Annotated in this window: 11 protein-coding genes and 3 riboswitches; of the genes, 10 read left to right on the top strand and 1 reads right to left on the bottom strand. The window is 49.5% G+C overall.

Annotated elements, in window-relative coordinates:
* Window positions 1-26: 26 nt before the first annotated feature.
* Complete coding sequence (locus tag BW42_RS10620) at window positions 27-785, bottom strand: carboxylesterase (RefSeq protein ID WP_035410713.1); 759 nt, start codon at window positions 783-785, stop codon at window positions 27-29.
* 67 nt (window positions 786-852) lie between these two features.
* Window positions 853-954, bottom strand: a riboswitch (SAM riboswitch).
* A gap of 249 nt (window positions 955-1,203) precedes the next feature.
* A riboswitch (SAM riboswitch) is annotated at window positions 1,204-1,307 on the top strand.
* Window positions 1,308-1,393: 86 nt separating this feature from the next.
* Here BW42_RS10620 and BW42_RS10615 point away from each other — a divergent pair.
* From BW42_RS10615 to BW42_RS10570, 10 genes are all read left to right on the top strand, one after another.
* On the top strand, window positions 1,394-2,422 hold the full coding sequence (locus BW42_RS10615) for a methionine ABC transporter ATP-binding protein (RefSeq protein ID WP_035410710.1): 1,029 nt from the start codon (window positions 1,394-1,396) through the stop codon (window positions 2,420-2,422).
* Complete coding sequence (locus tag BW42_RS10610) at window positions 2,412-3,062, top strand: methionine ABC transporter permease (protein WP_023469541.1); 651 nt, start codon at window positions 2,412-2,414, stop codon at window positions 3,060-3,062. The genes BW42_RS10615 and BW42_RS10610 overlap by 11 nt, the downstream gene beginning before the upstream one ends.
* 19 nt (window positions 3,063-3,081) lie before the next feature.
* On the top strand, window positions 3,082-3,900 hold the full coding sequence (locus BW42_RS10605) for a MetQ/NlpA family ABC transporter substrate-binding protein (RefSeq protein ID WP_035410708.1): 819 nt from the start codon (window positions 3,082-3,084) through the stop codon (window positions 3,898-3,900).
* Between the two features lie 22 nt (window positions 3,901-3,922).
* A complete protein-coding gene (locus BW42_RS10600; RefSeq protein WP_035410705.1) occupies window positions 3,923-5,128 on the top strand; it encodes a M20 family metallopeptidase in 1,206 nt (401 codons plus the stop codon).
* 183 nt (window positions 5,129-5,311) lie between these two features.
* A riboswitch (FMN riboswitch) is annotated at window positions 5,312-5,456 on the top strand.
* 158 nt (window positions 5,457-5,614) lie between these two features.
* Window positions 5,615-6,655: a bifunctional diaminohydroxyphosphoribosylaminopyrimidine deaminase/5-amino-6-(5-phosphoribosylamino)uracil reductase RibD gene (ribD, locus tag BW42_RS10595; protein ID WP_035410701.1), complete on the top strand. Its 1,041-nt coding sequence runs from the start codon at window positions 5,615-5,617 to the stop codon at window positions 6,653-6,655.
* Window positions 6,640-7,266 carry a riboflavin synthase gene (gene ribE, locus BW42_RS10590; protein WP_035410699.1) on the top strand — a complete coding sequence of 209 codons (627 nt, stop codon included), beginning with the start codon at window positions 6,640-6,642 and terminating at the stop codon, window positions 7,264-7,266. Before ribD ends, ribE (BW42_RS10590) begins: the two co-directional genes overlap by 16 nt.
* Window positions 7,266-8,456: a bifunctional 3,4-dihydroxy-2-butanone-4-phosphate synthase/GTP cyclohydrolase II gene (locus BW42_RS10585; RefSeq protein WP_035410696.1), complete on the top strand. Its 1,191-nt coding sequence runs from the start codon at window positions 7,266-7,268 to the stop codon at window positions 8,454-8,456. Before ribE (BW42_RS10590) ends, BW42_RS10585 begins: the two co-directional genes overlap by 1 nt.
* Complete coding sequence (gene ribE, locus BW42_RS10580; RefSeq protein ID WP_035395821.1) at window positions 8,453-8,911, top strand: 6,7-dimethyl-8-ribityllumazine synthase; 459 nt, start codon at window positions 8,453-8,455, stop codon at window positions 8,909-8,911. The genes BW42_RS10585 and ribE (BW42_RS10580) overlap by 4 nt, the downstream gene beginning before the upstream one ends.
* 212 nt (window positions 8,912-9,123) lie before the next feature.
* Complete coding sequence (locus BW42_RS10575) at window positions 9,124-9,945, top strand: DUF6612 family protein (protein WP_035410693.1); 822 nt, start codon at window positions 9,124-9,126, stop codon at window positions 9,943-9,945.
* A gap of 478 nt (window positions 9,946-10,423) precedes the next feature.
* The gene (locus tag BW42_RS10570; protein ID WP_035410691.1) at window positions 10,424-11,782 is read left to right on the top strand and encodes a sodium:alanine symporter family protein; all 1,359 of its coding nucleotides are present in this window, start codon (window positions 10,424-10,426) and stop codon (window positions 11,780-11,782) included.
* The last annotated feature ends 78 nt before the right edge of the window (window positions 11,783-11,860 follow it).

The following is an 11,860-nucleotide window of genomic DNA, read 5'->3' as shown; positions in this document are numbered from 1 at the left end:
AGTGAAGACGAATAGCTGTTTTTTTATTATCCCGTTTCCTGTGAGAAACGACTCGAGCGTTCGATGAAACGAATCGTCTCACGCACGATCAAATCCTGATCATGATCGAGGGTCGCGACGTGGTACGAGTTGAGGAGACAGTAGATTCGTTTATCATTCGTCCCGATATGCTGATGCAGATAATCCGAGCTCGACGGCGGAACGACGTGATCGGTTGCCGAGTAAAGAATCAATGTCGGTAGAAGGATCGATCCAAGGCGTCCTTTCGTCTCATCCATCAAGCGGACGAGTTCGAATGCACAACGACTCGGAACGAGGTCATAGATGATTTCGAAAGCAGACCGTTTGATATCCGGTGCCCCTTCTGGTAAGTACTGTGGACCATCTTCAAACGACAATGCTTCATAAGACGGAACGGAGAGAGCGGCATTGATCGTAATGATGCCTGAAAATGGAATCCCGTCAGCGGCGAGCGATAGTGCGAGCGTCGCGCCCATCGATTGACCGATGACGAAGACTTGATCGCATGTTTCTTGTAAACATGCATAGCCGTCTTGCAGGCTCTGCTTCCAACATCGAGCAGTCGATTGTTCGAACTCACGGACGTTCGTCCCGTGACCACGCAAACGTGGAGCATAGACAGTGAATCCTTTAGCAGCAAATGCCTCACCGACGTCCCGAACACTTTGCGGGGTCGCATTAAAACCATGACAGATTAAAATGCCAATCGGTCCACCTTGAAGATAAAATGCTTCAGCACCAGTCAATACAGGATAGTTCATCATTACTATTTTTCCTCCATTCGTGAAAAAAACTCGTCAACGTCACTGCTTGGACGCCCACGAGTTTTTCACCGTATCATCCAAAGCCGCGCTTTGCTGGTCGGAGCACCTTACAGATTGCAGGTTGCCGTGAAGTCATAGAGCCAGGTCTCTCGTTCACTCTTGATAAATATCATATTGGAATTGTCGGATTAATCATTGAAACGATGGTAGCACGACCGAAAATGCCTTGTCAAATCGTTCTGGACGAATCGTGATTTGTTCTTTCAGCTAACTCATAACTTATGACTCAATCGATATGCGACAAATGGATTATTTTTGCAAAGTTGGTTGACTTTTAAAGGTTCGACCCGTAATGTAAAAATTAGTTTTACGACATAAGCAACAACGCAACAACACACATACGAATTTCATACCGCAATACTTATCCAGAGAGGTGGAGGGACTGGCCCTACGAAACCTCGGCAACAGACTCATTATGAGCACTGTGCCAATTCCATCAGACAGATGTCTGAGAGATGAGTGGAGTGGATTCTGCCACTGTGCGGATCCAGGTCTCTTCTTGTTTCTCAAGAAGGGACCTTTTTTGTTGAATGAAGGGGGAAAACGGAATGATTGCATTTCATCAAGTCAAAAAAACGTACGTCACGAAGGATCAGACGATCGCAGCACTCGACGGTGTCGACCTGACGATCGAGAAAGGCGAAATCTTCGGTGTCATCGGCTTTAGCGGTGCCGGGAAAAGTTCATTGCTCCGCTGCGTCAACCTGTTAGAACGACCGACGTCAGGAACAGTGACGGTCGACGGGGAAGATTTAACACAACTATCACCAAAAAAATTACGCCAAGCGAAACAGCGGATCGGGATGATCTTTCAACACTTCAATCTATTGAATGCAAACACGGTCTTTACGAACGTTGCGAAACCACTCGTTCTCGCAGGTGTCAAGAAAGACGAGATTCGTCGCCGGGTGACGGAATTACTCGAATTCGTCGATCTTGCGGACAAGGCGGATCATTACCCGGATCAATTATCCGGCGGACAAAAGCAACGTGTCGGCATCGCCCGGGCACTAGCGACGCAACCATCCGTGCTCTTATGTGACGAAGCGACGTCAGCACTCGATCCTCAGACGACACATCATATTCTCCAGTTATTAAAACGCATCAATGCGGAATACGGGATCACCATTCTCTTGATCACCCATGAGATGGGCGTCATCCGGGAGATTTGTGACCGGGTCGCCGTCATCGAAGCCGGGAAGCTGATCGAGTCAGGAACAGTCTTTGATGTCTTTTCGAATCCGCAGACCGAGACAGCGAAAAACTTCGTCCGCTCCGTCATGCATGATGAAATTCCGGCATCAATTCGTCAGTTGATCGAGTCACGGAATGCGCATCCGATCTATAAGATTCATTTTCTCGGACATCACACCGGACAACCACTCTTATCGCAAGTCGCAAAACGCTTCGACGTCGATGTCAACATCCTGCACGGTAGCATCACGGAGTTACAGGAAACACCGTTCGGTACATTACTTGTTGAACTGATCGGTGAAACAATCGAAGTAAAACGGGCCTTACAGTACATCGATCAGGCACAGGTGACCGTCGAGGAGGTGCTTGCTGATGCTAGTTAACTACAGTGATATCTGGACAGCATTTTTGCAGACGATGACGATGGTGTCAGTGTCGTTATTATTTTCGACTTTGATCGGTTTACCACTCGGCATCCTGCTCGTCGTCACCCGAAAAGGGGCATTGCTCGAGAACGTCCCGCTGTTCACATTCTTCAACAGTATCGTCAATATCTTCCGTTCAATTCCGTTCATCATCTTACTTGTTGCGATCATCCCGTTGACACGGTTGATCGTCCAGACGTCGATCGGAACAGAAGCCGCCATCGTTCCACTCGTCTTTTATGCCGCCCCGTATATGGCACGGCTGATCGAGAGTTCCTTACTTGAAGTCGACAAAGGTGTCCTTGAGGCAGCAGAAGCGATGGGGGCGACGCCATTCCAAACGATTTTCCGCTTCCTTCTGCCGGAAGCACTCGGTTCACTAATCCTTAATTTAACGATTGCAACAGTCGGCTTGATCGGGGCGTCGGCGATGGCAGGCGCCATCGGTGGTGGTGGACTGGGTGACTTAGCAATTACGTACGGTTATCAACGGTTCGACACGAAAGTCATGATCATCACGGTCGGGATTCTCGTTATCTTAGTCCAAGGCTTACAGACGACAGGCAACATCGTCGCACGAAAAATCAGAAGACATTAATCAAGGGAGCGATTCAGCCATGAAAAAAGCAGTAGCGATTGGAGCAACATTAACGACGATTTTATTTGCCGGGTGCTCAGCATCAGGAGAAGAAGAAAAGACGATCAAGCTCGGGGTCAGCGGTTCAGATACTCAAGTGTGGGATTACGTCGCGAAAAAAGCGGAAAAGGAGGGCATCAAAATCGAACTCGTCAAGTTCTCCGATTATGTCCAGCCGAACATGGCACTGGCTGAGGGTGAGATCGACGCCAATGCCTTCCAGACGATTTCCTACTTCAACGCCTTCAAGAAGGAACATAAGTTGAAGCTGTCGCCGATTGCGACGACCGTCATTGCACCGATGGGCATTTACTCAGATAAATATAAGGACGTCAAAGATATTCCAGTCGGTGGCAAAATCGCTGTTCCGAACGAAGCGACGAACATGGGACGTGCCTTCTTGTTACTACAAGAAGCAGGTTTGATCAAATTACCGGACGACTTCGACGGCAATGGATCGGTCGATAAGATCGTTGAAAATCCGAAGAAACTGAAAATCGTTCCGATCGTCGCGGGACAAACGCCACGCGTCTTACCGGACGTCGCTGCATCGATCATCAATAACGGTATTGCTGTTGACGCAGGACTAAATCCGATCAAAGACTCGATCGTCCATGAGAACGAGACAGCAAAACCATACATCAACATCATCGCGACACGGACGGAAGACAAGAACAAAAAAGAACTGAAAAAGATCGCGTCGCTTTACCAACAAAAAGATGTCGCGGCTTTCATCAAAAAAGAATATAAAGGTAGCTCGATCCCGACGTTCGTTCCACTAAGCGACATCGGCGAATAAATTCTAAAGGAGAGTGGATAGCATGACGACACCAGTACGCACGACATGGGTAGAGACGATTGAGCAGGACATCGAACAAAAACGGGAATCGTATCTTGAGACGAGCCACCGGATTCATGCGACGCCGGAAATCGGTAACGAGGAATTCTTTGCTTCGCGACTACATGCAGAGCGTTTGACGGCAGAAGGCTTTACAGTAGAACTCGGCGTCGCAGGGCACGAGACCGCATTCTTCGCGAAGAAGTCAAGCGACCGACCTGGCGCGACAATTGCCTTTCTCGCTGAGTACGATGCGTTGCCGGGCATCGGACACGCATGCGGTCATAATATCATCGGAACGACGAGTGTCGCAGCGGCGATTGCGCTCAGCAAAGTGCTTGATGAAGTCGGTGGGAGTGTCGTCGTGCTTGGAACGCCAGCCGAAGAAGGTGGGCCGAACGGAAGTGCGAAAGGCAGTTTCGTCAAACACCAGTTGCTTGAAGGAATCGATGCGGCCTTGATGGTCCATCCGTCCGGACAAACGCGGATCACGGGATCCTCTCTTGCGGTCGATCCGCTCGATTTTGCCTTTACGGGTCGTCCCGCGCACGCAGCGGCGACACCGGAAGAAGGTATCAACGCTCTCGACGCTGTCATTCAGCTCTTCAATGGGATCAACGCCTTACGTCAGCAGTTACCGGATGATGTCCGGATCCACGGGATCATCACGCATGGTGGCGATGCGCCGAATATCATTCCGGAATACGCAAAAGCACGTTTCTTCATTCGGGCGACGACACGGGAACGGCTGAATGCCGTCACGGAGAAAGTCAAAGCGGTCGCGCAAGGTGCGGCACTTGCGACCGGGGCGACGCTTGACGTCATCGCTTTCCAAAATGAAGTCGACAATCTCGTCTTCAACCGGACGTTTGATCGTCTCTTCCAAGAAGAAGCAGAGGCGCTTGGGCAAATCGTGCACCTCGACGAACGACCGGGTCTTGGATCGACGGACGCGGGTAACATCAGTCAAGTCATCCCGACAATCCATCCGTATATCAAGATTGGTCCGGACGATCTCGTCGCCCATACAGAAGCATTCAAAGAAGCAGCCCGTTCGGAAGCGGGGGATGAAGCGTTGATCGCAGGCGCTAAAATCCTCGCACGGACAGCGCTTCGCGTCCTCGCTGATGAACGGACACGCGGAGCGATTGCCCAAGAATTCCACGACCGGAAGAACGGGTATTTGTAACCGGAACACAATGACTGGACGCACTGATATCAGGTGCTCCAGTCATTTTTAGTATCCAATAGATCACGAATTGGGGAGGGGTAACAGAAGTGGAACGAAATCATAAAAGAGCCAATACCGAAACATTTGCGCTTTGTTTTCTTGAAAAAGATATGCTAGGCTAAAGTTGTATAACTCAATAATCCAGTTCTTCGGGGTAGGGTGAAAATCCCAACCGGCGGTGATGCGATCGATCGATCGACGAGCCCGCGACCCGTGATGTACGCATCATGGCTGACTTGGTGAGATTCCAGGGCCGACGGTAAAGTCCGGATGGGAGAAGAACGAAACGACGCGATTCAAGCTGTTTTCTGAAAAAATGTTTTCAGGAGATGGTCTCTTTCTGCATGCGAAAAAGCAGAAGGCGAACCGTGTATTTCGTGAACCCTTCTATACAGACGCCCCTTTTTCAAGGGGCGTCTTTTTTATTTGAAAGGAGCGAACGCGATGTCACAGATGATGAGTTATGCCATGCAATTAGCACATATGTTAAACGGACAAACAAGTCCGAATCCAAGTGTCGGCTGTGTCATCGTCAAACAAGGACGCATCATCGGTTTTGGTGCGCACCGGTTTGCCGGTGGTCCGCACGCAGAAGTCGAAGCCTTGCGAATGGCAGGAGAGGCCGCCCGTGGTGCTGATCTCTACGTGACGCTTGAGCCATGCAACCATCATGGTAAGACACCACCATGTACGGAAGCGATTCTACAAGCCGGGATCAAACGGGTTTTCGTCGCAACGGAAGACAAACATGCGATTGTCGCTGGTTCAGGGATCAAACGGCTTCAAGACGCGGGAATCGAAGTCGAAGTCGGCTTGTTACGGCATGAAGCGGAAGTCCTCTACGAGACATTTTGGAAAACGATCGAACGGAAACGTCCGACCGTGACCGTCAAAATCGCTCAGACGATGAACGGGATCGCGGCAACGGGGGAACAGCGCTGGATCACGTCAGAAGAAGCACGCGCGAATGGTCGCGCCCTGCGTGGTCGCCATGATGCGATCCTCGTCGGAAGTGAAACGGTGCTCGTCGATGATCCAGCACTGACTTTACGCGCAGTGTCAGGCATCGAGCCGATTCGAGTAATCGTCGATCGCCGTGGTCGGGTGCCAGAGACCGCGCAAGTCTTTTGCGATGGAAAAAATCCAACGTACTGGCTGACGAGTGTTCCTCGGATAAGTCATGATCAAGTGACGGTGCTCGTCGGTGAATATGAGACGCCGGAAGCGATTCTTAAACGCTTATACGAACAAGACATCCGCAGCGTTTTGATTGAAGGTGGACCGACGATTCAAGCCACATTCTTTGAAGCAGATCTCGTCGACCAGATTGAAGTCTACCAAGCCCCGTCGATTTTTGAAGGGACTGCCTGGAACGGACGACATGATATCGAAGAACGTTTTCAAATCGATCAGATTGAAACGGTCGGACCGGATCTCCATCTGACGTACATCCGAAAGGAGGAGACGATATGTTCACCGGATTGATTGAGGAAGTCGGGACCTTAAAACGAAAGATTCCGCGACCGAATGGATTAGCACTTGAAATTGAAGCGCACCGGGTGCTCGAAGGAACGAAGATTGGTGACAGCATCGCCGTCGACGGGATTTGTTTGACGGTCACGTCAATGAGCCCAACCGGTTTTACGGCGGATGCTGTCCATGACACGATTCGTTCGACAGCACTCGGCACGTACCGGGTCGGAAACCCGTTGCAACTCGAACGGGCGATGCCGGCAGACGGTCGGTTCGGTGGACATTTCGTCAGTGGGCACATCGACGGGACGGCACGACTAATCAGTCGGCGACCGGACGGAGAAGCGATGGTGTATACGTTTGATGTCGGATCGTGGCAAAAGTATTGCATTCCAAAAGGATCAATCGCGATCAACGGCACAAGCCTGACCTTGCAACGCGTCACCTCGGAAACGATCTCGATTTCATTGATTCCGCATTCCCGTCAAGTGACGACGTTTGATCGATTGGCAAGCGGCGCAGTCGTCAATATCGAGTGTGACATGATGGCGAAACATCTCTATCATTTCACGCAACATGAGAAACAGACGGACTGGGTAGCATTCTTAGGAGGCGACATGTAATGAACGGATTCGACTTGATTGAAGACGCGATAGAAGATTTGAAGAACGGACGACCGATCATCGTCTGTGATGACGAGGATCGTGAGAATGAGGGCGATCTCGTCATGCTCGCAGAACACGCGACACCAGAAAACATCAACTTCATGATTACGTATGGAAAAGGACTCGTCTGTGTTCCGGTTGGTCCATATGTGGCAGAGCGATTACATCTCTCGCCGATGACGGACAATAATACGGACCCGCACGGTACGGCATTCACGCTCAGCATTGATCATGAAGAAGCGAAGACCGGCATCAGTGCCGAAGAGCGTTCGCTAACGATCCAGCGGATGCTGACGGATGGACCGGAGCGCTTCAAACGACCGGGTCACATCTTCCCGTTGATCGCAAAAGAGGGCGGTGTTCGGGAACGACGCGGACATACGGAAGCAGGTGTTGACCTTGCCCGTCTTGCCGGTAGCGATGAGATTGCCGTCATTTGTGAAATCATCAAGGAAGATGGCACGATGGCACGGGTGGATGATTTGCTTCTCTATAAGGAAGAACACGACTTAAAACTGATCACGATCGAGGCACTCGTCGCGTATCTCGAGCGTCCATTGACGCGGGAAGCGGAAGTGTTGCTTCCGACGACATTCGGAGCTTTCCGGATGGTCGGCTATACGACGCAAGATAAGAAAGAACATGTCGCCGTCTTATCCGGTGAAGCGCACGATGGGATGCTCGTCCGTCTGCACTCGGAATGTCTGACAGGGGATGTCTTCGGTTCGAAACGTTGCGATTGTGGTCCACAACTCGATTCGGCACTTGAGCGAATCGAACGAGAAGGTGGAGCCGTCTTGTATCTACGTCAGGAAGGACGCGGCATCGGTCTGATGGCGAAGTTGAAAGCGTACGAGTTGCAGGAACAAGGACTCGATACAGTCGAAGCGAACCATGCACTCGGTTATCCGACAGACATGCGTGATTATACGGTCGCGGCCAACATGTTGCGTGATCTTGGCGTGACGAAGATTCGCTTGATGACGAACAATCCAGACAAACAACGGGTGCTCGAGCAAGAGGGGATTGAAGTCATCGAACGTGTTCCCCATCAAGTACCCGTTGAACCGGAAAATCAGCGTTATCTGAAAACAAAACAAACGAAACTCGGGCACTGGCTCGATATCCAAGGAGGACACACATCATGATTTACGAAGGTTTCTTAACAGGAGAAGGACTACGCGTCGCAATCGTCGCAGCACGTTTTAATGAATTGATCACATCAAAACTCGTCGGAGGAGCAAACGACGCGTTCCGTCGTCACGGTGTTGCGGCGGATGCTGTCGATACGGCGTGGGTTCCTGGAGCATTTGAAATTCCACTCGTTGCGGAAAAGTTAGCGAAAAGCGGTAAGTATGATGCGGTCATCACACTGGGTGCCGTCATCCGCGGAGCAACATCACACTATGACTATGTCTGTAACGAAGTCGCGAAAGGTGTCGCGAGTGCGTCGCGTGATACAGGCGTACCCATCATCTTCGGTGTCCTGACGACGGATTCGATCGAGCAAGCGGTCGAACGTGCCGGTACGAAAGCTGGAAATAAAGGCTACGAAGCTGCCGTTTCCGCGATTGAGATGGCGAATCTTTTACGCACGATCTAACGAAATAAGGATAGGGTGACGGAAGTTTCCGTCATCCTATTTTTTTGTGGACATTTTGCAGGTGATAAATCAAATTTCAAAAAAAGAATAGTAGATTTGAAATATGAGGATTTGTTTTGAAGAAGAACGGTAATGAGGTAATAAAGAAACTTTGAAACATTTTCCAATGTTTTTCGTAAATCAGGGTAACGCGTATAAAGGAGGAAATGAATATGAAGAAAACAAGGTGGGTAGCAGCTGGGATCGTCGCAGCATCGATTGGACTAGCTGGATGTCAAGATGGGCAGACGGATTCGGGTAGTGGCAGTGGGTCTGGTTCGACGAAGTCGGGGGAACTCTCGAATACGGAATTACTGAATAAAGCGACAGCCGCTCAAAAAGATATTAAATCGTTCCACATGGAAGGGACAGTCAATTCAAAAGCAGGTGAGATGGCAGTAGATCAGAAGGTATCAGCCGATATCATCCAGAAGCCGCTTACGATGCATCAGACGATGACGATGAAAAATCCACAGGACGGTAAGGACATGTCGATCGAGAGCTATATCGTCGACGATAAGATGTATCTATCGCAAAACGGACAATGGCTCGTTCAAGATGTCTCGGAGCTAGGTGATATGGTCGAGGCGATGGAGTCATCGGCATCGACGGATCAAAATCTCAAGCTACTGAAAAAGTACAAAGACAACTGGACCGCCAAAAAAGAGGGTGACGTTTATCAAATCGACGTCAAACTAAAAGGGGACGACCTCAAAGCATTCATGAAGGATTCGCTCGAGCAGACAGGACAGATGGCACAGATGAAAGATGCGATGGACAGCATCGATTACAAGAAAATGAATTACACGATGACGTATGATGCGAAAACATTCTATCCGAAATCACTCGATATGGACATGGTGTTTGCGATTGAAAAAGATACCGAGTTCAATATGAAGAACGAGTCGACGTTCTCAAAATTCAATGAGATCAGCGAAATCAAATTACCTGCGGAAGCAAAAGATGCACAACCGCTCACAGGTGCAGCACAATAAACGTCGAAGTCCCCTCTCTTCCATGAAGATGAGGGGACTTTTTTGAGACTTGGAACTGACGAAGAACTTCTTTTAGTGCTTCCGTCTGTTTTTGACTGACGGAAATCTGTTCGTGCATATCGCGGAATGCTTGAGCGTCATCCTAGTATTGAATCGAGATAGCTTCGAATAAATCATTGTCATTGACGACTTTCGTATCGATGAAGGACAGCACCCCACCGGACGCGGCATTCAAATGTTCGATCGTCTTGAGTGGCAAGTTCGTAGGTTTTGCCTGCAGTTGGCGAAGAGGACCGAAGATCGATTATAAAATCAAGATAATAAAGATTACACTGAACACTCCGATGACAACGATCGTAGTGAATTATTGAAATGAAGAAGTATCAAAATAGTTTCATAAAAAAATAGTTTGACAATTATCAGTAAATTCTGAAAAAATGGTAAAGAACTACATATTTCATAAAGGGAGGTAACACGAATGGGAAATTCATTTAGTGACTGGATCAGTACGGTGTCCGATCTTGTTTGGGGACCACCGTTACTTATTCTGTTGGTCGGTACGGGGATTTACTTGACGATTCGCTTAGGATTCATTCAAATTACCAAACTACCGTATGCGCTGAAGCTCGCGTTTTCAAAGCATCAGGACGATAAGTCGGAAGGCGACATCAGTCACTTTCAAGCATTGATGACGGCACTGGCTGCGACCGTCGGTACGGGGAATATCGTTGGTGTCGCAACCGCCGTCGTCCTCGGCGGACCGGGTGCGATCGTTTGGATGTGGTTGTCCGGTCTATTCGGGATGGCGACGAAGTATGCGGAAGCAATCCTTGCCGTCAAGTACCGTGTCGTTGATGAAAATGGACAGATGGCAGGGGGGCCAATGTATTATCTCGAGCGTGGGCTGAAGCAGAAATGGCTGGGTGTCTTGTTTGCCGCATTCGCTTCAATCGCTGCGTTCGGGATCGGGAACGGGGTCCAGACGAATTCGGTCGCCCTCGCGATGAAATCAACGTTCGATGTGCCACTTTACGTGACGGGGATCGTATTGATGGTACTGACAGGCGTCGTCATTCTTGGTGGGGTCAAATCAATCGGAAAAGTTGTCAGTTTGTTTGTTCCGTTTATGATTTTCTTCTATGTTGGAAGTGGATTACTGATTCTCGTCATGAACTATGACTTGATTCCAGGTGCGATTTCGACGATCTTCAGCAGCACGTTCTCAAGCGAAGCAATTACGGGTGGCGCGATCGGGGCGGCGATTCGTTATGGTGTCGCGCGTGGTGTCTTCTCAAATGAAGCGGGTCTTGGTTCAGCACCGATTGCAGCCGCTGCAGCGAAAACGGACTTCCCAGGACGTCAAGCGCTCGTTTCGATGACGCAGGTGTTTTTAGATACATTGGTCGTCTGTTCGATCACAGGTTTGACGCTCGTCATGGGAGGACAACTTGATACGAAGTTACAAGGCGTTGAATTGACGACAGCAAGCTTCGAGGTCTTCCTCGGTCCTGCCGGAAAATACATCGTCACGATTGGACTCGTCATGTTTGCTTATTCGACTGTTCTTGGCTGGTCGTATTATGGCGAAAAATCAATCTATTATCTATTCGGTCAAAAATCGATCCTCCCATACCGTATCCTGTTCGTCTTAGTCGCCGGAGCGGGTGCGATGACGACGAACTTGAACATGGTCTGGGCGATTTCCGATGTCTTCAATGGATTGATGGCGATTCCGAACTTAATCGGTTTGATTGGATTGTCCGGTGTCGTCATTGCTGAGACACGACTGTTCCGCGAACAGTTGAGACGAGAAGAAGCGAATCGGAAAGTTTCGTAGAACATGCGAAAATGAAAGACTCGGAAGGAACTAGTGCTTAAAAATCATTTTTGAAAACGAATGACTCTGCCATCCTCG

It is taken from the genome of Exiguobacterium sp. RIT341 (genome assembly GCF_000632205.1).
GTDB lineage: Bacteria > Bacillota > Bacilli > Exiguobacteriales > Exiguobacteriaceae > Exiguobacterium_A.
The sequence above is the reverse complement of the archived record's forward strand: the minus strand, read 5'-3'. Positions and strand labels throughout refer to the sequence as shown.

Coding starts and splice junctions, on each gene's coding strand:
- BW42_RS10620 (WP_035410713.1), bottom strand. CDS start 785: ATGATGAACTATCCTGTATTGACTGGTGCTGAAGCATTTTATCTTCAA.
- BW42_RS10615 (WP_035410710.1), top strand. CDS start 1,394: ATGATTGCATTTCATCAAGTCAAAAAAACGTACGTCACGAAGGATCAG.
- BW42_RS10610 (WP_023469541.1), top strand. CDS start 2,412: ATGCTAGTTAACTACAGTGATATCTGGACAGCATTTTTGCAGACGATG.
- BW42_RS10605 (WP_035410708.1), top strand. CDS start 3,082: ATGAAAAAAGCAGTAGCGATTGGAGCAACATTAACGACGATTTTATTT.
- BW42_RS10600 (WP_035410705.1), top strand. CDS start 3,923: ATGACGACACCAGTACGCACGACATGGGTAGAGACGATTGAGCAGGAC.
- ribD (WP_035410701.1), top strand. CDS start 5,615: ATGTCACAGATGATGAGTTATGCCATGCAATTAGCACATATGTTAAAC.
- ribE (WP_035410699.1), top strand. CDS start 6,640: ATGTTCACCGGATTGATTGAGGAAGTCGGGACCTTAAAACGAAAGATT.
- BW42_RS10585 (WP_035410696.1), top strand. CDS start 7,266: ATGAACGGATTCGACTTGATTGAAGACGCGATAGAAGATTTGAAGAAC.
- ribE (WP_035395821.1), top strand. CDS start 8,453: ATGATTTACGAAGGTTTCTTAACAGGAGAAGGACTACGCGTCGCAATC.
- BW42_RS10575 (WP_035410693.1), top strand. CDS start 9,124: ATGAAGAAAACAAGGTGGGTAGCAGCTGGGATCGTCGCAGCATCGATT.
- BW42_RS10570 (WP_035410691.1), top strand. CDS start 10,424: ATGGGAAATTCATTTAGTGACTGGATCAGTACGGTGTCCGATCTTGTT.